Origin of the sequence: Metaplanococcus flavidus (genome assembly GCF_042675885.1) — a bacterium.
In the GTDB taxonomy this organism is placed as follows: Bacteria; Bacillota; Bacilli; order Bacillales_A; family Planococcaceae; genus Planococcus; species Planococcus flavidus.
Window position 1 is genome coordinate 14,073 of the sequence record NZ_JBHTKI010000011.1, and the last position, 21,606, is coordinate 35,678.

The following is a 21,606-nucleotide window of genomic DNA, read 5'->3' on the forward strand; positions in this document are numbered from 1 at the left end:
ATATGGATATTCTGCTGGTTGATGGCTATAACATCATTGGGGACTGGGTGGAACTGCAGGAATTAAAGAAAGACAAGCTTGCTGATGCCAGGGACCGCCTGATTGAGCGGATGGCGGAGTATCGCGGATATAAAGGGTGGCGGGTCATCATCGTTTTTGATGCGCACCTGGTGCCGGGCATCGAAGCCCGGAATCTGAGTTCAGAAGTTGAAGTCATTTTTACGAAAGAGAGCGAAACTGCCGATGAACGGATTGAGAAACTGGCGGCAAGCCTGAACAACCGGCGCGATCAAATTTACGTGGCCACATCCGACTCGACGGAACAATCGGTGGTTTTTGCCAAAGGTGCGCTCCGGATCTCCGCTCGGGAACTGGAAATCGAAGTAGAGGAAATCCAACAAGCGATTTCGAAAAAAGTTAAGGAAATTCAGGAGCAGCAGGCCTTTTCAAAAATCACCCTGCCAACGGAAATTGCGGAAATATTTGAAAAATGGCGCCGAGGATTGAAATGAACGGTTGACGCTCAATTTTTGGTTCCTGTATACTGGTGATATTGAGGTTCGCGCGACCGGAGGGATTACCGTGGGAAATCAGGAACAAGTTCAAGCCCGACTATTTATAGAAATGACAGATGAAGAACTTGTCAGTTTGGTCCACGAAGGAAATACCGAAGCACTGGATTTTCTGATAAATAAATTTCGGCATTTCGTTCGAATGAAAGCCCGTTCCTATTTTCTGATCGGCGCTGACAAAGAAGACATTATCCAGGAGGGCATGATTGGCTTGTACAAAGCCATCCGTGACTTCCGCAGTGATAAGCTGTCTTCTTTCAGGGCGTTTGCCGAATTATGCATCATCCGGCAGATCATCACCGCCATCAAGACTGCCACGCGCCAAAAACACATTCCGTTGAATTCGTACGTGTCACTGGACAAGCCGATTTATGACGAGGAATCTGACCGGACGCTGATGGATGTCCTGACCGATAACGGGGTGGACGATCCGCAACAGCTGATGATCAATAATGAAGAGTTTATGTATATGGAAGAAAAAATGGGTGAAGTGCTCAGTGAACTCGAGCGCGAAGTGCTGGCGTTGTATCTCGACGGCCAAACTTACCAGGAGATATCGGAAAAGTTGGATCGCCACGTAAAATCAATCGATAATGCGTTGCAGCGTGTGAAGAGAAAACTGGAGCGGCATCTGCAGCCGGATGAAACCCGCACCTCCTGAAATGCTGTTGACATGGAACTTTTAAGGTGATAACCTTGAAAAAGCTGCAAACTCGAATAGGGTGAGGAAAATGGCTAAAAAAATCGTTTTAAGCTGCTCGAAATGTGCATCCCGCAATTACACGGTTCCAGCAAGAACGGAATCCAGCACACGTTTGGAACTTAATAAATTCTGTGCTCATTGCAATGGGCATACCGTGCATAAACAAACGTTATGAATTTAAGTGAATGCCGAACGATATAGAGTGATTTTTAAACTTCGGAGGTTTTTGGACAATGGGTAACATTGGCGATTTCTTTAAAAACGTCGTTTCGGAAATGAGAAAAGTAAGTTGGCCTAAACGCAAGGAATTGACACGCTATACAATCGTCGTTCTTTCCACGGTTATCTTTATGGCACTTTTCTTCGCATTGATCGATACAGGCATCTCGGAATTATTCCGTTGGTTCTTAGCGCTATAAGATAATGGCAGCGCGCAACAAGAATAATGCATAAAAAATAGCCCGTCATTCTATGAGAACGGGTTTTTTCATTTGGAAAAAAAGGAGGGATGGACGTTCAGTCCGTGCAATTATGGAAAAGAATTGGTATGTAGTCCACACGTATTCCGGCTATGAAAATAAAGTCAAAGCCAATTTGGAAAAGCGTGTTGAAACAATGGGCATGCAAGATAAAATCTTCCGCGTCATCATTCCTGAAGAGCAAGAGACCGATTTTAAAGATGGCAAAAAACGTACGGTAATGCGCAAAACCTTCCCGGGATATGTTTTGGTCGAATTGATCATGACAGATGAATCCTGGTATGTGGTCCGCAATACGCCGGGAGTTACCGGCTTTATCGGTTCTTCAGGCGGAGGAGCAAAACCTACACCATTGCTTGATGAGGAAGTTGATTTTATTCTGAAGCAGATGGGTATGACAGAACGCCGCGTCGACATTAACTTCGCGGTCAGCGATGTTGTCGAAGTTATGGAAGGGCCGTTCGCGAACTTCCAGGGTAAAGTGGAAGAGATCGACGAGACCAAAGGCAAAGTGAAAGTTTCCATCGATATCTTCGGTCGGGAAACAAAAATGGAGCTTGATTTCGAGCAAGTTCAAAAAATCTAAAAGCCGCTTGCTATTCCGTTTCATAAGTGGTATTATTTCATAGGTCAGACTGTCATACGACAATCTGTACAATTTAGCTAATTCTATCAACATAGTTGACAGACAGATATTTGAGTGGGAGGGGAAACCCTATTACCACATCACGGACTTAAGGAGGTGTGTTTCGTGGCTAAAAAAGTTGTTAAAGTTGTAAAATTGCAGATTCCTGCAGCAAAAGCAAACCCAGCTCCGCCGGTTGGTCCAGCATTGGGTCAAGCAGGTGTTAACATCATGGGCTTCTGTAAAGAGTTCAACGCGCGTACTGCTGATCAAGCAGGACTGATCATTCCAGTTGAGATTTCAGTATTTGAAGACCGTTCATTTACATTCATTACGAAAACTCCACCCGCAGCTGTTCTACTTAAAGTAGCAGCCGGTATTGAATCAGGTTCAGGCGAACCGAACCGCAATAAAGTAGCGACTGTGAAACGCGACAAAGTTCGCGAAATCGCAGAAACTAAAATGCCAGATCTAAATGCTGCTTCAGTTGAAGCTGCAATGTTGATGGTTGAAGGTACTGCCCGCAGCATGGGCATCACAATCGAAGACTAATCTAGCAGTTGTTTTTGGACGGGTTGCGCAAGTTCGTAATGGGCTGCGCAGCCTTTAATCGTGGGAGGTTTAAGACCGCTCGACCACAACAAGGAGGACGTTTAAAATGGCTAAAACAGGCAAAAAGCTGCGCGAAGCAGCAAAATCAATCGACCGCACGAAATTCTACGAAGCTAAAGAAGCTATTGAACTTGCGAAAAAAGCAAGCACAGTAAACTTCGATGCGACAGTGGAAGTGGCTTTCCGTCTAGGAATCGACCCGCGTAAGAACGACCAGCAAATCCGTGGAGCAGTAGTGCTTCCAAACGGAACTGGTAAAACTCAAAGCGTATTGGTATTCGCTAAAGGCGACAAGCTTAAAGAAGCTGAAGCAGCTGGAGCGGATTTCGTGGGCGATGCTGAATATATCCAAAAAATCCAACAAGGATGGTTTGACTTCGACGTGATCGTTGCAACTCCTGACATGATGGGTGAAGTTGGTAAAATCGGTCGCGTATTGGGACCAAAAGGCTTAATGCCAAACCCGAAAACAGGGACTGTTACATTTGATGTAGCAAAAGCTGTTCAGGAAATCAAAGCTGGTAAAGTGGAATACCGTGCAGACAAAACAGGTATCATCCACGCGCCAATCGGGAAAGTTTCTTTTGATGACAGCAAACTTGCTGAAAACCTGGAAGCGATCTACGATGTAGTTCTTAAAGCTAAGCCATCGGCTGCTAAAGGTACTTACATCAAATCACTTAACATCACAACTACAATGGGACCTGCTGTAAAAGTGGATCCATCGAAAGTTGTCGTTAAATAATTTATTGACATCACGTAATATCTCGGCTATAATAGCGGAGTTGTGAAATATACGTTTGTACCGCAGACAGCAGGGGCGCCAGTCGCTTAAATTATCCCTGCCGAGGACAATGAATTCAGTAAAAATCTCTTTTGATGCTGACTTTATGCCTCTGTGTCTGTAATGGACCAGAGGCTTTTCTTATGGAAACGGTATGAATGGAAAATCTATGGGAGGTGCCAAAATGACAAAAGCAGTTGAAACGAAAAAAGTTGTCGTGCAAACAATCGCTGAAAAATTCGGCTCTGCAGCTTCTGTAGTAGTTGTTGATTACCGCGGATTGAACGTTGCACAATTGACAGAACTTCGTAAACAGCTTCGTGAAGCAGGCGTTGAGTTTAAAGTTTACAAAAACTCAATGACTCGCCGTGCTACTGAAGTGCATGGTCTTGAAGCGATCAACGAACACTTTACAGGTCCTAACGCAATTGCATTTTCTAACGAAGATGTAGTAGCGCCGGCGAGAATCATCAACGATTTCGCGAAAAAGAACGAAGCGCTTGAAATTAAAGCGGGTGTAATCGAAGGTGCTGTATCTTCTGCGGAAGATATCAAAGCATTGGCAGAACTTCCATCACGCGATGGCCTATTGTCTATGCTACTCAGCGTACTTCAAGCTCCAGTCCGCAACTTTGCTGCTACAACAAAAGCAGTTGCAGATCAGAAAGAAGAACAAGAACAAGGCGCATAATCATTCTGCTGCCTAGCTCAGCAAGGCAAAAAATTACCTATCATAGGAGGAACTTATAATGACACAAGAACAAATCTTAGACGCAATCAAAGAAATGACAGTTCTACAACTTAACGACCTAGTAAAAGCAATCGAAGAAGAATTCGGCGTAACTGCTGCTGCTCCTGTAGCTGCAGCTGCTGGCGGCGCTGCTGTTGAAGAAGAGCAAACTGAATTCGACGTAATCCTTACTTCTGCTGGCGATCAAAAGATCAAAGTTATCAAAGCAGTACGCGAAGTTACTGGCCTAGGCTTGAAAGAAGCTAAAGCACTAGTTGACGAAGCTCCTAAAGCACTTAAAGAAGGCGTTTCTAAAGAAGATGCAGAAGAAATCAAAGGCAAACTTGAAGAAGTTGGCGCTGGAGTAGAAGTTAAGTAATTTCTGAACTCGATAGCAATATAGAAAAAGCTCGTCAGTGTATACCGACGAGCTTTTTCTTCTTTTTAATTTTAAATTCATCACTGTTAAGGAGGTCTCCGTATGTCACAGCATTATTATTCCAAAAACCCTCAAACTTCAAGCAAACCCCAAGAGTGGGCATACACATTGCGAGGCGAAAAGTTCCAGTTTCAAACAGATTCAGGTGTTTTCAGCAAGAATGAGGTGGATTTCGGTTCCCGCTTATTGATAGAGGCATTTGAAGGTTCAGCTGTGGAAGGGCCGGTGCTGGATGTCGGCTGCGGTTATGGACCGATTGGAATCGCCATCGCGAAATCATTCCCCCACAAAAAAGTGCATATGGTGGACGTCAATTCACGAGCCATTGAACTTGCCCGGAAAAATGCACTGAAAAATGGTGCGGACAATGTTGAAATTTACGAGAGTGATGGACTTTCTTCAGTAAAAGAGGAAGGGTTTTCGGCCATCCTGACCAATCCGCCGATACGGGCGGGAAAAGAAACGGTCTTCAGGTTTTATGAGGAAGCATTTGAGAAGGTAGCATCAGACGGATCGCTCTGGGTCGTTATCCAGAAAAAGCAGGGAGCTCCTTCTACACAGGAAAAATTAACAGAGCTTTTTGGCAATTGCAGCGTGGTGGATAAAAAGAAAGGTTACTTCATATTTGAGGCCAGAAAAATTTGACTTGACAAATTCCCTGTGATATTATAATGAAATGCAAAATTTATTATTTTGAGGTCGTTTGCCCTTTTTTTGGGCAGGGCATGGCGGCAGAGTAAACCACGTGTTAACCGAAAATGAGCTGATTTATTGGACTCGTTTTCTTTTTGTCTTTTCGATATCATACACTATTTTGTGGAAATCGCAAAGACCTATAATCGTTTTATTGAGGGGTGAATAAGTTGGTAGGTCAACTAGTTCAGTACGGTCAACATCGTCAACGCAGAAGCTTTTCGAGAATCAGTGAAGTTCTGGATCTTCCGAACCTGATTGAAATTCAATCATCATCTTATGAGTGGTTCCTTGAAGAAGGGCTGCGCGAAATGTTCCGCGATATTTCGCCGATTGAAGATTTCACAGGAAATCTTTCGCTCGAGTTTGTTGATTACAGTCTTGCAGAACCGAAATATCCAGTGGACGAATCAAAAGAACGCGATGTTACTTACGCAGCTCCACTGCGCGTTAAAGTGCGTCTGCACAACAAAGAAACAGACGAAGTGAAAGAGCAGGACGTCTTTATGGGAGATTTCCCTTTAATGACGGAAACCGGCACTTTTGTAATTAACGGCGCCGAACGGGTTATCGTTTCACAGCTTGTCCGTTCGCCAAGTGTCTATTTCCACGACAAGACAGACAAAAACGGTAAAAAAGGATTCGGGGCAACCGTTATTCCAAACCGTGGAGCCTGGCTTGAATATGAAACAGATGCAAAAGACGTAGTATATGTCAGAATTGACCGCACGCGTAAGCTTCCTGTAACAGTCCTTTTAAGAGCCCTTGGATTTGGTTCCGATGAGGAAATCATCGAATTGCTCGGTGATAACGAATACCTGCGCAACACGCTTGAAAAAGATAATACAGAAAGCACTGAAAAAGCGCTTCTGGAAATTTATGAGCGTCTTCGCCCTGGTGAGCCGCCGACAGTTGAAAGCGCGAAGAGTTTATTGTACTCCCGCTTTTTCGACCCAAAACGCTATGACCTGGCGAATGTGGGCCGCTATAAAATGAACAAAAAGCTTCACATCAAGAACCGTCTTTTCAATCAGACAATCGCTGAAACTTTGGTTGATCCTGAAACAGGCGAAATTCTGGTGGAAGCCGGTACGTTAATCGACCGCCGCGTCCTGGATAAAATCATCCCGAATCTTGAAAGTGGTGTGGGCTTCCATACTGTCACTCAAGTTGGAGGGGTTTTGGAAGGCGACGTTACATTACAGGCAGTTAAAATTTTCGCTCCGAATGATGAAGAGCAAAAAGAAATCACTGTGATAAGCAACGCTTATATAGAAGATAAGATCAAGCATGTTACTCCTGCTGATATTATTTCTTCCATCAGTTACTTCTTTAACCTTTTATACGGAGTTGGAAACACGGATGATATCGATCATCTTGGAAACCGCCGTCTCCGTTCAGTTGGCGAACTTCTGCAAAACCAGTTCCGCATCGGTTTATCCCGTATGGAGCGTGTGGTCCGTGAGCGTATGTCAATCAACGACACACAGGCAATCGTACCGCAGCAATTGATCAATATCCGTCCGGTTATTGCATCGATTAAAGAGTTTTTCGGAAGCTCCCAATTGTCACAGTTTATGGATCAGACGAACCCGCTTGCTGAGTTGACTCACAAACGTCGTTTATCTGCGCTTGGGCCCGGTGGTCTGACGCGTGAACGTGCAGGCTTCGAAGTGCGTGACGTCCATTATTCACATTATGGCCGCATGTGTCCGATTGAAACGCCTGAGGGGCCGAACATTGGTCTGATCAATACACTTTCAACTTTTGCGAAAGTGAATAAATTCGGTTTTATTGAAACACCTTATCGCCGCGTTGATCCTGAAAGTGGCCTTGTAACAGGTCAAATTGATTATCTGACAGCTGATGAAGAAGATAATTATGTTGTGGCTCAAGCCAATTCAGTGCTTAATGACGACGGTTCATTTGTTGAAGAAGAAGTTGTTGCCCGCTTCCGCGGTGAAAACACTCTTTACAAACGCAGCAGCGTCGATTACATGGATGTTTCGCCGAAACAGGTTGTTTCTGTTGCAACAGCATGTATTCCGTTCCTTGAAAATGACGACTCCAACCGTGCCCTAATGGGTGCGAACATGCAGCGTCAGGCTGTTCCACTTCTGAATCCGGAAGCTCCTTTTGTAGGGACCGGTATGGAGCACCTTGCAGCAAGAGATTCAGGTGCCGCAGTCATTGCCAAAAACGATGGCATCGTCGAATATGTGGAAGCGAAAGAAATTCGTGTCCGCCACATTGAAGACGTGGATGGCAATGAAGTGAAAGGTGATGTGGACACATATCGCCTTCAGAAATTCATTCGTTCAAACCAAGGTACAAGCTATAACCAACGTCCAATCGTCAAAGTCGGCGATCGGGTTTCCAGACGCGATATCCTTGCTGATGGACCTTCGATGGAACGTGGCGAAATGGCCTTGGGCCGAAATGTCTTAGTGGCATTCATGACTTGGGATGGCTTTAACTATGAAGATGCGATCATCATGAGTGAACGTCTCGTTAAAGACGATGTTTATACATCTGTTCATATCGAAGAATACGAATCAGATTCCCGCGATACGAAATTGGGACCTGAGGAAATCACTCGTGATATTCCGAACGTCGGAGAAGACGCGCTTCGCAATCTCGATGACCGTGGAATTATCCGTGTAGGGGCAGAAGTGAAAGATGGCGATATCCTCGTCGGTAAAGTAACACCTAAAGGGGTTACAGAATTGACGGCGGAAGAGCGCTTGCTGCACGCCATTTTTGGTGAAAAAGCACGTGAAGTCCGTGATACATCACTTCGGGTTCCACACGGCGCCGGCGGTATTGTATTGGATGTTAAAATCTTCAACCGTGAAGACGGGGATGAACTTCCGCCAGGCGTAAACCAATTGGTGCGCGCATACATTGTTCAGAAACGTAAAATTTCTGTCGGTGATAAAATGGCCGGCCGTCACGGTAACAAAGGTGTTATTTCCCGGATCCTTCCGGAAGAAGATATGCCTTTCATGCCGGATGGCACTCCTGTCGACATCATGTTAAACCCGCTTGGCGTTCCTTCCCGTATGAATATCGGGCAAGTATTGGAACTTCATTTGGGAATGGCTTCCCGTTCACTCGGAATTCATATGGCTTCATCTGTATTTGATGGCGCGAATGAAGATGATGTTCTGGAAACTATGGAAGAATCGGGCATGCCGCGCGACGGAAAAACCATTCTATATGATGGCCGTTCAGGAGAAGCCTTCGATAACCGTGTATCTGTCGGGATCATGTATATGATCAAACTGGCGCACATGGTTGACGATAAGCTCCACGCCCGTTCGACTGGACCATATTCACTTGTTACTCAGCAGCCGCTTGGTGGTAAAGCACAATTCGGTGGACAGCGTTTCGGTGAGATGGAAGTTTGGGCCCTTGAAGCATACGGTGCCGCACATACACTGCAGGAAATTTTGACTGTTAAGTCGGATGATGTGGTCGGACGTGTGAAAACATATGAAGCGATTGTCAAAGGTGAGAGTGTTCCGGAGCCTAGCGTACCGGAATCATTCAAAGTATTGATAAAAGAACTTCAGAGTCTTGGTATGGACGTGAAAATGCTGACAATCGACGATGAGGAAATTGAATTGCGCGATTTGGATGAAGAAGAAGATCTTCAACCGGCCGATTCATTGAACATCCTGCCGATTGTAGATCAGGAAACACCTATTGGAACAGTTGATTGATAAATAATTGGAAAAGGGCAGTCACGTGCTGCCCCAAATCCATTCACTTGGTCATAAACGAGGAAGAGCCACGTAGAAACTCGAGACAAAAGGGAGGTAGGCTCCTTGATAGATGTGAACAATTTTGAGTACATGAAAATCGGATTAGCTTCACCCGATAAAATTCGCTCATGGTCTTATGGAGAAGTCAAAAAGCCAGAAACAATTAACTACCGTACATTAAAACCTGAAAAAGACGGTTTGTTCTGTGAACGTATTTTCGGTCCTACAAAAGACTGGGAATGCCATTGCGGAAAATACAAACGCGTCCGTTATAAAGGTGTCGTCTGCGATCGTTGTGGCGTAGAAGTTACACGCTCGAAAGTCCGCCGCGAACGTATGGGCCATATCGAATTAGCTGCACCAGTATCACATATCTGGTATTTCAAAGGAATCCCGAGCCGTATGGGGTTGATCCTTGATATGTCACCACGCTCATTGGAAGAAGTTATTTATTTCGCTTCATATGTTGTTATCGATCCGGCTGATACACCGCTTGAGAAGAAACAGCTGCTGTCGGAAAAAGAATACCGTGCTTATCGCGATAAATTCGGTAAAAAATTCCAGGCTGCAATGGGAGCGGAAGCGATCAAACGACTTCTTCAGGAAATCGATCTTGAGCGCGAAACTGATTCATTAAAAGAAGAATTAAAAACAGCGCAAGGCCAACGCCGCACTCGTGCGATCAAACGCCTTGAAGTTGTGGAATCTTTCCGTAACTCGGGCAATAACCCGGATTGGATGATTCTGGATGTTCTTCCTGTAATTCCACCGGAGCTTCGCCCGATGGTTCAATTGGACGGCGGTCGTTTCGCCACTTCTGACTTGAACGATCTTTACCGTCGCGTAATTAACCGGAACAACCGTTTGAAACGTTTATTGGATCTTGGTGCACCGAGTATCATCGTTCAGAACGAAAAACGGATGCTGCAGGAAGCTGTAGATGCTTTGATCGATAATGGCCGTCGCGGTCGTCCTGTTACTGGGCCGGGTAACCGTCCATTGAAATCTCTTTCACATATGTTAAAAGGGAAACAAGGGCGCTTCCGTCAAAACCTTTTGGGTAAACGTGTCGATTATTCAGGCCGTTCCGTTATTGTTGTCGGTCCGAATCTGAAAATGTATCAATGCGGTTTGCCGAAAGGAATGGCGATTGAGCTGTTCAAGCCTTTCGTTATGAAAGAGCTTGTAGAACGCGGTCTTGCCCATAATATCAAGAGTGCAAAACGCAAAATCGAACGTCTTCATTCTGAAGTTTGGGATGTACTGGAAGACGTCATCAAGGAGCATCCGGTTCTTCTGAACCGTGCACCGACGCTTCACAGACTCGGTATACAAGCTTTTGAACCGACATTGGTCGAAGGTAAGGCGATCCGCCTTCACCCATTAGTATGTACAGCATACAATGCCGATTTTGACGGTGACCAAATGGCTGTTCACGTACCGCTTTCGTCTGAAGCTCAGGCAGAAGCAAGATTATTGATGCTTGCCGCTCAGAACATTTTGAACCCGAAAGACGGAAAACCTGTTGTTACTCCTTCACAGGATATGGTTTTGGGTAACTATTACCTTACGTTGGAGCGCAAAGGCGCAACTGGCGAAGGGGCTACGTTCTCCGGACCTGAAGAAGTTCTGGTTGCTTATCAGACCGGTCATGTTCATTTGCATACTCGTATCGCAATTAAAGCCGAATCTGTAAACAATCCGACGTTTACGGCGGAACAAAACAAAATGTTGTTGCTGACAACTGTCGGTAAAATCATTTTCAATGAAATTCTGCCGAAATCGTTCCCTTACATCAATGAACCGACCGATTATAATCTGCAAGTTGAAACGCCAGCGAAATATTTTGTGGCGACAACGACAGATATTCGCAAGCACATTGAAGAGGCTGAACTTGTAACACCATTCAAGAAAAAAATTCTTGGTGAAATCATCGCTGAAGTATTCAAACGTTTCCATATTACGGAAACCTCAAGAATGCTTGACCGCATGAAGAGCCTTGGATTCAAGTATTCCACCCAAGCTGGTATTACGGTTGGTATTTCCGATATCGTCGTTCTTCCTGATAAAGGTGAAATTCTTGTGGAAGCTCAAGATAATGTTGATAAAGTCATGAAGCAATTCCGTCGTGGTTTGATCACTGAAGAGGAGCGCTATGCACGCGTCATTTCTTTCTGGAGCAAAGCAAAAGATGTTATCCAGGAAAAATTGATGGCTTCTCTCGACAATATGAACCCGATTTTCATGATGAGTGACTCCGGAGCCCGTGGTAACGCATCCAACTTTACACAATTAGCTGGTATGCGCGGACTTATGGCCAACCCGGCAGGACGCATTATTGAACTTCCGATCAAATCTTCATTCCGTGAAGGTTTGACGGTATTGGAATACTTCATCTCGACTCACGGTGCGCGTAAAGGTCTTGCCGATACAGCACTGAAAACTGCCGATTCAGGTTACCTGACCCGTCGTCTGGTAGACGTTGCACAAGATGCAATTGTCCGCGAGAATGACTGTGGCACTGACCGCGGCTTGTTGGTTGGGGCGTTGATGGAAGGTACGGAAGTAATTGAAGAACTGGATGAGCGTATCGTTGGACGCCATGCGAAGAAAACAATTCGCCATCCGGAAACGAACGAAGTGATCGTTGCGAAAGATGAATTGATTACACAAGATTTGACGCGCCTCATTGTTGAAGCGGGAATCAAAGAAGTGACAATCCGTTCGGCGTTCACGTGTAATACGAAACACGGCGTCTGCAAAAAATGTTACGGAACGAACCTTGCGACTGGCGACGAAGTTGAAGTAGGCGAAGCAGTTGGTATTATTGCCGCTCAGTCAATCGGAGAGCCAGGCACGCAGCTTACAATGCGTACATTCCACACAGGCGGTGTAGCAGGAGACGATATTACACAAGGTCTTCCGCGTATCCAGGAAATATTTGAGTCAAGAAATCCGAAAGGCCAGGCAGTGATTTCTGAAATTACAGGAACAGTTACTGAAGTGGACGAAATTCGCGAAGGCCAGAAAGAAATCACGATTCAAGGCGACGTCGAAACCCGTAAATATTTGGCGCCTTATAATGCACGCATTAAAGTGCAGGCGGATGATGCAATCGTACGCGGCCAGGTATTAACAGATGGTTCGATTGATCCGAAACAATTATTGCAAGTTAAAGACGTTCAAGCTGTTCAAGTGTATCTATTGAAGGAAGTTCAAAAAGTTTACCGTATGCAAGGTGTGGAAATCGGTGATAAACACGTGGAAGTAATGGTTCGCCAGATGTTCCGTAAAGTCCGTGTGATTGAAGCCGGAGACACAGAATTGCTGCCAGGTTCACTGCTGGATATCCACCAATTTACAGAAGCGAATGTTAAAGCGGTTCTTGAAGGAAACCTTCCGGCAACAAGCCGTCCGGTTATTCTCGGGATCACGAAAGCTTCACTTGAAACAGAATCATTCCTTTCAGCTGCATCCTTCCAGGAAACAACGCGTGTTTTAACTGATGCTGCTATTAAAGGGAAGCGTGATGAGCTGCTCGGTTTGAAAGAAAATGTGATCATCGGTAAACTCGTTCCGGCTGGTACTGGAATGCAGCGTTACCGCCAGATCAAAATTGCTCAAAGCGAAAAAGCTCCTGCTGAAGAAATTGTGGGATCTGAGTCGTAATTAGAAAAGATGGATTTCGGGGAGTTCCAATAACTCCCCGGGATTTTTAATGAATCTAGTTGACATGAAATTCATAGAGTGATATTATGTTGAAGGTTGATGGTTAGCTATCATTCACTTTATTGGCATGAAATTGCCTGTATAAAGCTGTTGGATATGCAAATTATCTTCGGTACTAAGCAACAGTAATCGCGTTTAAAGTGGCATTGCCCAAGAATATATAAGTGAAACGATTGAACGGCCCATCAAGTTGTCCGGACATCTAAGATAAGGTCGGATCAAGCGAATTCATCAAGAACAAAGCTTGGCTAAGTAGCAGGAGCAATCCTCTGCAGCTGCTGAAGCAATTACTGGATTCCAGTTTTTGTGTAGAAAACACAAAGACTTTGTTTTTTACCCAAAAATGAACCACCTGGATATGTGGTATTAGAACACCTTTTGAGAGGAGGAAAAATCGATGCCTACAATTAACCAATTAGTTAACAAGCCTCGTAAACCAAAAAGCACTAAATCAGACTCACCAGCGTTGAACAAAGGGTATAACAGCTTTAAAAAGTCTCAGACTAACGTAAGCTCGCCTCAGAAACGTGGAGTTTGTACTCGTGTTGGTACGATGACACCGAAAAAACCTAACTCCGCATTGCGTAAGTATGCGCGTGTACGGTTAACGAACCAAATTGAGGTCAATGCATACATCGGCGGCGAAGGTCACAACCTTCAAGAGCACAGTGTAGTTCTTCTCCGCGGCGGACGCGTAAAAGATTTACCTGGTGTGCGTTACCATATCGTACGCGGAGCACTTGATACTGCTGGAGTAAACGGCCGTATGCAAGGACGTTCTAAATACGGAACTAAACGCCCTAAAGTAAAAAAATAACCAATTAATTTAACGAATAACTTTCGTTGAAAGGAGGAACATACATGCCTCGTAAAGGTCCTGTAGCAAAACGTGATGTGTTGCCAGATCCGATTTATAGTTCAAAATTGGTGACACGCTTAATTAATAAAATGATGGTTGACGGAAAAAGAGGTACTTCACAAAAGATTTTATACGGAGCGTTCGAATTAGTTAAAGAGCGCAGCGGTAAAGATCCGATTGAAGTATACGAGCAAGCATTGACTAACATTATGCCAGTTCTTGAAGTTCGCTCACGCCGTGTTGGTGGAGCTAACTATCAGGTCCCGGTTGAAGTTCGTCCTGATCGCCGTACAACTCTAGGCCTGCGCTTCTTAGTAAACTATTCACGTCTTCGTGGAGAGAAAACAATGGAAGAGCGTTTGGCTAATGAAATCATGGATGCGGCCAATAATACTGGTTCATCAGTGAAGAAACGTGAAGATTTGCATAAAATGGCAGAAGCGAACAAAGCATTCGCTCATTATCGCTGGTAAATTCTTGTAAGATCTAAAAATCTTAATCCAAGATGGAAGGAGAAAAACAACATGGCTAGAGAGTTCTCCTTAGACAAAACACGTAATATCGGAATCATGGCACACATTGATGCCGGTAAAACGACTACTACGGAGCGTATTCTATATTACACTGGTAGAATCCACAAAATTGGTGAAACGCATGAAGGTGCTTCTCAAATGGACTGGATGGAGCAAGAGCAAGAGCGTGGTATTACAATCACATCTGCTGCTACGACTGCTTCATGGAAAAACCACCGTGTAAACATCATCGATACTCCAGGGCACGTAGACTTCACTGTTGAAGTTGAACGTTCTTTGCGCGTACTTGATGGTGCAGTTACAGTTCTTGATGCTCAATCAGGTGTTGAGCCTCAAACTGAAACAGTTTGGCGTCAAGCTACAACTTACGGAGTTCCGCGTATCGTATTCATCAACAAAATGGATAAAATCGGTGCAGACTTCCTTTACTCTGTAAACACACTACATGAGCGTCTGCAAGCAAACGCTCACCCGATTCAATTGCCAATCGGCGCAGAAGACGAATTTTCAGCAATCATCGATTTGGTTGAAATGAATGCTCGTTTCTATGGTAACGATTTGGGAACTGAAATTACTGAAGGTGAAATTCCTGAAGATTACAAAGAGCTTGCGGAAGAGTGGCACACTAAATTAGTGGAAGCTGTTGCTGAGCTTGATGAAGACTTGATGGAAAAATATCTTGGTGGGGAAGAAATCACTAAAGAAGAACTTAAAGCCGGTATCCGTAAAGGAACATTGGACGTTGAGTTTTATCCAGTGGTTTGTGGATCTGCTTTCAAAAATAAAGGGGTTCAATTAACGCTTGATGCTGTAATTGATTACCTTCCATCACCGTTGGACGTACCTCCAATGACTGGTGTACTTCCTGATTCAGATGAAGAGGTATTGCGCAGACCTGACGAAGACGAGCCGTTCTCGGCTTTGGCTTTTAAAGTAATGACAGATCCATACGTAGGAAAGTTAACTTTCTTCCGCGTGTATTCTGGAACTCTTAAATCTGGTTCATATGTACAAAACTCTTCTAAAGGTAAACGTGAACGCGTAGGACGTATCCTGCAAATGCACGCTAACTCCCGTGAAGAGATCGCTGAAGTTTACTGCGGTGATATCGCAGCAGCTATCGGACTTAAAGATACATCAACTGGTGATACTTTAAGTGACGAGAAACATCAGGTTATTCTTGAGCGTATGGTATTCCCGGAACCGGTTATCTCACTTTCTGTGGAACCTAAGTCAAAAGCGGATCAAGACAAAATGGGTCAAGCCCTTGGGAAATTGCAAGAAGAGGATCCAACTTTCCGTGCGCACACTGACCAGGAAACTGGCCAAACAATCATCGCGGGTATGGGTGAACTTCACCTTGATATCCTTGTTGACCGTATGCGCCGTGAATTCAACGTAGAAGCTAACGTGGGTGCGCCTCAGGTATCTTACCGTGAGACATTCCGTGAGTCTGCTAAAGTTGAAGGTAAATTCGTACGCCAATCTGGTGGACGCGGACAATTCGGACACGTTTGGATTGAGTTCTCTCCAAACGAAGAAGGAGCAGGTTTTGAATTTGAAAATGGTATCGTTGGTGGTGTTGTTCCACGTGAATACATCCCAGCAGTTGAAGCGGGTCTTCGCGACTCTCTAGACAACGGTGTTATTGCCGGATATCCATTGATTGATATCAAAGCTCGTTTGTTCGACGGATCTTACCATGATGTTGACTCGAATGAGATGGCATTTAAAGTTGCTGCATCTATGGCACTTAAAAATGCAATTTCTAAAGTTAGACCGGTTCTTCTTGAGCCAATTATGCGCGTCGAGGTTGTTATCCCTGAGGAATACCTTGGAGATATCATGGGTGACATTACGTCACGCCGAGGCCGTGTAGAAGGTATGGACGCTCGCGGAAACGCACAAGTTGTCCGTTCTATGGTACCCCTTGCAGAAATGTTCGGTTATGCGACTTCATTGCGTTCAAACACGCAAGGCCGTGGTGTATTCTCAATGCACTTCGACCATTACGAAGAAGTACCGAAATCAATTTCTGAAGAAATCATCAAAAAAAATAAAGGTCAATAATTGAATTTTGATCTTTAATGAAGTATAAATAATTTGTATGCTGAGGATAATAGGGCCCTATTATTCCGGCACATCAAATAAAAAAATTAACTTAATTTCGAGGAGGATTTTTCTAATGGGTAAAGCTAAATTTGACCGTTCAAAAACACACGCTAATATTGGTACAATTGGTCACGTTGACCATGGTAAAACAACTTTGACTGCAGCAATCGCTACAGTACTTGCTAGAGCATCAGGCGGGGAAGCACGTTCTTACGCCCAAATCGATAACGCACCAGAAGAAAAAGAGCGCGGTATCACAATCAACACTTCTCACGTTGAGTATGAAACTGCAACTCGTCACTACGCACACGTTGATTGCCCAGGACACGCTGACTATGTTAAAAACATGATCACTGGTGCTGCTCAAATGGACGGCGGAATCTTGGTAGTATCTGCTGCTGACGGCCCAATGCCGCAAACTCGTGAGCACATCCTTCTTTCACGTCAAGTTGGTGTACCTTACCTTGTTGTATTCATGAACAAATGTGACATGGTGGACGACGAAGAACTTCTTGAACTAGTTGAAATGGAAGTTCGCGATCTTCTATCTGAATATGACTTCCCTGGCGATGACATTCCTGTCATCAAAGGTTCTGCTCTTAAAGCTCTTGAAGGAGATGCAGAGTGGGAAGAAAAAATCATGGAATTGATGAACGCTGTTGATGAGTATATTCCAACTCCACCGCGTGACACTGACAAACCATTCATGATGCCTGTTGAGGATGTATTCTCAATCACTGGCCGTGGTACGGTTGCTACAGGACGTGTTGAACGTGGACAAATTAAAATCGGTGACAATGTTGACATCATCGGTATTACTGAAGAACCAAAAGCTACAACTGTAACAGGTGTAGAAATGTTCCGTAAGTTGCTTGATTATGCTGAAGCTGGCGACAACATCGGCGCACTTCTTCGTGGGGTTTCCCGCGACGACGTACAACGTGGACAAGTATTGGCTAAACCAGGCACAATCACTCCACATACGACGTTCAAAGCTGAAGTATATGTTCTTTCAAAAGAAGAGGGTGGACGTCACACTCCATTCTTCACAAACTACCGTCCACAGTTCTACTTCCGTACAACTGATGTAACTGGTGTTTGTAACCTTCCTGAAGGTGTAGAAATGGTTATGCCTGGCGACAACATCGAAATGAATGTTGAGCTTATCTCTCCAATCGCACTTGAAGAAGGAACTAAGTTCTCTATCCGTGAGGGTGGACGTACTGTAGGCGCTGGCGTTGTAGCAACTATCACTAAATAATAATTGCGAAGCGTAAATATTAAAGCCTGTCTCATTATAAAATGAGGCAGGCTTTTTTATGTATATAATCCTGCCAAAGAATAAAGCCGTGCCCCATCACTCGAATTTCTTCACAACCTCCCATCATCTACAATGTATCTTTGGAAACATAGAATCTCTTTTCTGAATAAGCAAAGGAAATTCTCCTTGATTATAAAATTTTTAAAAATATTTAAAATTGCACTAAACCGTTTCATACTAACATTGTAAGCGGATATATAAAAAAATAATATTCTAAAAAAACTAAAAATTATAAAAAAGGATTTGACTCCCGCCAAAACAGGCGATATGATAGCAACAATTTACTTTTCAAGACTAAAATTACTTAAAGAAAACGACGAAAATACTTTAACAGAAAGAAGTGAACATCATGAGCCAACAAGTAATTTATATGAATGATGAATTTGTTAAAAAAGAAGATGCTAAGGTTTCTGTTTATGATCACGGCTTTTTATACGGAGACGGAATATTTGAAGGAATCCGCTCCTACAACGGAAACGTATTCCGTTTAGAAGAGCATCTGGAACGGCTTTATGATTCTGCAAAATCAGTAATGCTTCAAATCCCCCATACTCCGGAAGAGATGACGAATCTTGTAGTTGAAACTCTTAAAAAAAATAATTTAAAAGATGCTTACATCAGGCTCATTGTTTCACGGGGAGTCGGAAACTTAGGATTGGATCCTTTCAGCTGTGCCAAGCCTAACGTCATTATCATTGCAGAATCTTTATCTTTATTCCCGAAAGCGCTGTACGAATCAAGGATTGAAATTATTTCAGTAGCCACCCGCAGAAGCCGCTCAGATGTTTTGAGCCCGAAAGTGAAATCATTGAATTATATGAACAATATATTGGTCAAAATTGAAGCGAATCTTGCAGGCGTACCCGAAGCGCTGATGATGAATGATCAAGGCTATGTTGCAGAAGGTTCTGCTGATAATATCTTTATCGTTCGGAAAAACAAATTAGTGACACCGCCGGGTTATGTCGGTGCCCTCGAAGGAATAACAAGAAATGCAATTATGGAAGTAGCTGCTGAGAAAGGCTACGACATACAAGAGGGTGTATTTACAAGACACGATGTGTATATAGCTGACGAAGTCTTTTTAACTGGAACAGCGGCAGAAGTGATTGCGGTGGTGAAAGTCGATGGCAGAGTAATTGGTGAAGGAAAACAGGGGCCTGTGACAAATGATTTGCTTGCTTCGTTCCGGGAGCTTGTTCAAGAAGATGGAGTGAAAGTCTACAGCGAACAGTTAAATGTTGTGTAGTCCAAAAGAATAGTTAAATCATTGACGAGGTTAAAGTGGATGGAATTTGTATTTGCAGAGAGCCGGTACTGCTGTAAGCCGGTAATACTCCATTTATGACTCCCCTCCGAGAGGAATGCTGAAAGGTCTCCGTCTAAGCATTCCCAGTTGCCGGCAAATACGGCTATCGTTATCAAGGAATAAGCTTAGCTTATTCTTAAGGCTGCGGTTGCGCAGTAAAAAGCTTTTTCATCCCTGCACAAAGAACCTGTTTCTTTGCGTAGGATGAAAAAGCTTTTTTATTTGGAGCAAAATTAAGCGGCAGAGGCGAAAGAAATCAAAATAAATAAAAACAGACTGGAAACTGCATGGACATACAGGTTCAATGAAGCAGAAAAAGCGCAAGAGAAAGAGGTGGTTGCCTAGGGCTCAAATTGAGATCGCCGACAGCTTGAAAGACTTGGAGTGATAATCATCGAGTCGGGATTTCCGGCTGCTTCCCCCGGTGATTTTGATGCAGTCGGCGCAATGGCAATACAGTGAAAAATTCTATCGTCACCTCCTGAACGACCCACGTTATGCAAATATCTTCTATATAATAAATGCATCAAAAATGGCATTTTGCCCATCCGACTGAAAGAGGGGAAAGTGAATGAATTGATTGAAAAAGGCAAAGAAGCGCAGTTCTGACTGGAAGTGAATCTTGGAGAGCAGACTGTCAGAGGGCAGGATGGCAACACTTACGAATTTGGGATCGATCCATATTGGAAAGAGATGCCTTTGAAAGGCTGGGATGAAAATGCTTTGGCTTTCCAATTTTAGGACCGGATTACTGCTTTCGAAGAAAAGAGGCTACAGGCGCAATAAGCGGCCCGTTGCCGAATACATATAACGCCGAACCTGAATCCTTCGCTGAATAGCGCAGGATTTTTTATGTTGCAGTATTCTGATATCGCAGACAACAGACGCGGCGGTTGACATCCATTTTGCGATTTGTTATTTTTATAAAAGTGCTTTAGCGCTTTAGCAAACTAAAGGAGAATGAATTTATGAATGCAGTTATTTTGGCCGTCTTGGTCATGTTGATTTTAAGTCTTTTAAGAGTGAATGTAGTGTTTGCGCTGCTGATCGGTGCGCTTGCCGGAGGAGTCACTGGTGGTTTGTCGTTCATGGATACAATAACTGCCTTTACGGATGGTCTCGGGGAAGGGGCGACCATCGCTCTCAGTTATGCAATGCTTGGCGGTTTTGCAGTAGCGATCTCACGCACAGGAATACCGGAACTATTGGTGCAGGGAGTATTAAAGGTTGTTAATAAGGACGGAGAAACAAGCAGAGAAGGCCTGGCGAAAGCATTGATCATTTTCGCCCTGCTGGCAATGGCGATTCTTTCACAAAACGTGATACCGATCCACATTGCGTTCATCCCACTGCTGGTTCCTCCAATCCTTCATATATTGAATGAATTGCGGATAGACCGGCGCTTGATTGCAGCGGTGCTGACTTTCGGATTGACTGCACCTTATGTTTTATTACCGTATGGCTTTGGATTGATTTTTCATGACATTTTGGCAACTCAGATGGAACTCGCCGGATTGCCGATCGATATGGCGGATATTCCACGGGCGATGGCACTGCCAGTCGCAGGACTTGCTGTCGGACTGATCATCGCGGTGTTTTTCTCTTACCGGAAACCGCGTGATTATCATATCGCTACTTCTATAGAAGAAACTCAAAACAAAAAGGCTTCCACCAAAGATATTATCGTTACGATAATCGCGCTTGCAGCAGCGTTATATGCGCAGATTGAAACTGATTCGATGATTATCGGAGCACTTGCCGGCATCGTGGTGCTGTATGTATTCGGCGCGATGAAATGGCGGGAGGCTGACGACGTGCTGACTGAAGGGATGCGCATGATGGCGTTCATCGGATTCGTCATGATTACGGCCAATGGATTTGCTTCCGTCATCCAGGCGACCGGCGACGTTGAACCGCTGGTGAACAGCGTGTCAGAATTATTTGCAGGCAATAAAGGAATCGCCGCGTTGATGATGCTGATTGTCGGGTTGTTTGTAACGATGGGCATCGGCTCTTCGTTTGCCACGATTCCGATCATCGCCGCGATCTTTGTGCCGCTCAGCATGGAGTTCGGATTTTCAACGATGGCCATCATCGCGCTGATCGGAACAGCCGGCGCGCTCGGTGATGCAGGTTCGCCGGCATCCGACTCGACACTCGGGCCGACCGCCGGTTTGAATGTGGACGGCCAGCACAATCATATCTGGGATACAGTTGTGCCGACGTTCATCCACTACAATATTCCGCTCGTCATTTTCGGTTGGATTACAGTAATGCTGCTGGGTTAAGCTGCGAATGTTCGGACTATTAACGGATGTGTTGAATAATATATAAATCCT

The 21,606-nt window shown here is 44.4% G+C and carries 18 protein-coding genes and 1 other annotated feature; all 18 genes read left to right on the top strand.

The genetic code is table 11. The annotated features are described in order from the left end of the window. The first annotated feature begins 2 nt into the window (after positions 1–2). The 18 genes from ACFQ1X_RS08565 to ACFQ1X_RS08650 all read left to right on the top strand — a co-directional run bounded on the left by ACFQ1X_RS08565 (position 3) and on the right by ACFQ1X_RS08650 (position 21,555). Complete coding sequence (locus ACFQ1X_RS08565; RefSeq protein WP_144841154.1) at positions 3–512, top strand: NYN domain-containing protein; 510 nt, start codon at positions 3–5, stop codon at positions 510–512. A 70-nt stretch (positions 513–582) separates the two neighbouring features. After that, the gene (gene sigH / locus ACFQ1X_RS08570; protein WP_144841153.1) at positions 583–1,233 is read left to right on the top strand and encodes an RNA polymerase sporulation sigma factor SigH; all 651 of its coding nucleotides are present in this window, start codon (positions 583–585) and stop codon (positions 1,231–1,233) included. A gap of 70 nt (positions 1,234–1,303) precedes the next feature. Continuing rightward, entirely contained in the window at positions 1,304–1,450 is a 147-nt protein-coding gene (gene rpmG, locus ACFQ1X_RS08575) for a 50S ribosomal protein L33 (RefSeq protein ID WP_117303585.1), read from the top strand. Between the two features lie 58 nt (positions 1,451–1,508). Continuing rightward, positions 1,509–1,694, top strand: a complete 186-nt coding sequence (gene secE, locus ACFQ1X_RS08580; RefSeq protein ID WP_058382186.1) for a preprotein translocase subunit SecE — start codon at positions 1,509–1,511, stop codon at positions 1,692–1,694. A gap of 112 nt (positions 1,695–1,806) precedes the next feature. Beyond that, positions 1,807–2,340 (top strand): transcription termination/antitermination protein NusG, encoded by a 534-nt coding sequence (gene nusG, locus ACFQ1X_RS08585; RefSeq protein WP_144841152.1) that lies wholly within the window; start codon positions 1,807–1,809, stop codon positions 2,338–2,340. A 165-nt stretch (positions 2,341–2,505) separates the two neighbouring features. Beyond that, the gene (rplK, locus tag ACFQ1X_RS08590) at positions 2,506–2,931 is read left to right on the top strand and encodes a 50S ribosomal protein L11 (protein ID WP_006828906.1); all 426 of its coding nucleotides are present in this window, start codon (positions 2,506–2,508) and stop codon (positions 2,929–2,931) included. A gap of 106 nt (positions 2,932–3,037) precedes the next feature. After that, a complete protein-coding gene (gene rplA / locus ACFQ1X_RS08595) occupies positions 3,038–3,736 on the top strand; it encodes a 50S ribosomal protein L1 (RefSeq protein ID WP_144841151.1) in 699 nt (232 codons plus the stop codon). A 42-nt stretch (positions 3,737–3,778) separates the two neighbouring features. Further along, positions 3,779–3,926: a sequence feature (ribosomal protein L10 leader region), on the top strand. 33 nt (positions 3,927–3,959) lie between these two features. After that, the gene (gene rplJ, locus ACFQ1X_RS08600) at positions 3,960–4,466 is read left to right on the top strand and encodes a 50S ribosomal protein L10 (protein WP_144841150.1); all 507 of its coding nucleotides are present in this window, start codon (positions 3,960–3,962) and stop codon (positions 4,464–4,466) included. A gap of 58 nt (positions 4,467–4,524) precedes the next feature. Continuing rightward, positions 4,525–4,884, top strand: coding sequence for a 50S ribosomal protein L7/L12 (gene rplL, locus ACFQ1X_RS08605; RefSeq protein ID WP_144841149.1), 360 nt, complete (start codon positions 4,525–4,527; stop codon positions 4,882–4,884). Positions 4,885–4,986: 102 nt separating this feature from the next. Further along, the gene (locus ACFQ1X_RS08610) at positions 4,987–5,589 is read left to right on the top strand and encodes a class I SAM-dependent methyltransferase (protein ID WP_144841148.1); all 603 of its coding nucleotides are present in this window, start codon (positions 4,987–4,989) and stop codon (positions 5,587–5,589) included. Positions 5,590–5,807: 218 nt separating this feature from the next. Next, a complete protein-coding gene (rpoB, locus tag ACFQ1X_RS08615) occupies positions 5,808–9,362 on the top strand; it encodes a DNA-directed RNA polymerase subunit beta (RefSeq protein WP_144841147.1) in 3,555 nt (1,184 codons plus the stop codon). Between the two features lie 105 nt (positions 9,363–9,467). Beyond that, positions 9,468–13,073: a DNA-directed RNA polymerase subunit beta' gene (gene rpoC, locus ACFQ1X_RS08620; RefSeq protein WP_144841146.1), complete on the top strand. Its 3,606-nt coding sequence runs from the start codon at positions 9,468–9,470 to the stop codon at positions 13,071–13,073. A 457-nt stretch (positions 13,074–13,530) separates the two neighbouring features. Next, positions 13,531–13,950 carry a 30S ribosomal protein S12 gene (rpsL, locus tag ACFQ1X_RS08625; RefSeq protein WP_052654186.1) on the top strand — a complete coding sequence of 140 codons (420 nt, stop codon included), beginning with the start codon at positions 13,531–13,533 and terminating at the stop codon, positions 13,948–13,950. Between the two features lie 44 nt (positions 13,951–13,994). Beyond that, on the top strand, positions 13,995–14,465 hold the full coding sequence (gene rpsG, locus ACFQ1X_RS08630) for a 30S ribosomal protein S7 (RefSeq protein ID WP_144841145.1): 471 nt from the start codon (positions 13,995–13,997) through the stop codon (positions 14,463–14,465). A gap of 51 nt (positions 14,466–14,516) precedes the next feature. Further along, positions 14,517–16,595 (top strand): elongation factor G, encoded by a 2,079-nt coding sequence (fusA, locus tag ACFQ1X_RS08635; protein ID WP_144841144.1) that lies wholly within the window; start codon positions 14,517–14,519, stop codon positions 16,593–16,595. Between the two features lie 115 nt (positions 16,596–16,710). Further along, the gene (tuf, locus tag ACFQ1X_RS08640; protein ID WP_144841143.1) at positions 16,711–17,898 is read left to right on the top strand and encodes an elongation factor Tu; all 1,188 of its coding nucleotides are present in this window, start codon (positions 16,711–16,713) and stop codon (positions 17,896–17,898) included. Positions 17,899–18,307: 409 nt separating this feature from the next. Then, the gene (gene ilvE, locus ACFQ1X_RS08645; protein ID WP_144841142.1) at positions 18,308–19,207 is read left to right on the top strand and encodes a branched-chain-amino-acid transaminase; all 900 of its coding nucleotides are present in this window, start codon (positions 18,308–18,310) and stop codon (positions 19,205–19,207) included. Positions 19,208–20,235: 1,028 nt separating this feature from the next. Beyond that, positions 20,236–21,555 (top strand): Na+/H+ antiporter family protein, encoded by a 1,320-nt coding sequence (locus ACFQ1X_RS08650; RefSeq protein WP_144841141.1) that lies wholly within the window; start codon positions 20,236–20,238, stop codon positions 21,553–21,555. The last annotated feature ends 51 nt before the right edge of the window (positions 21,556–21,606 follow it).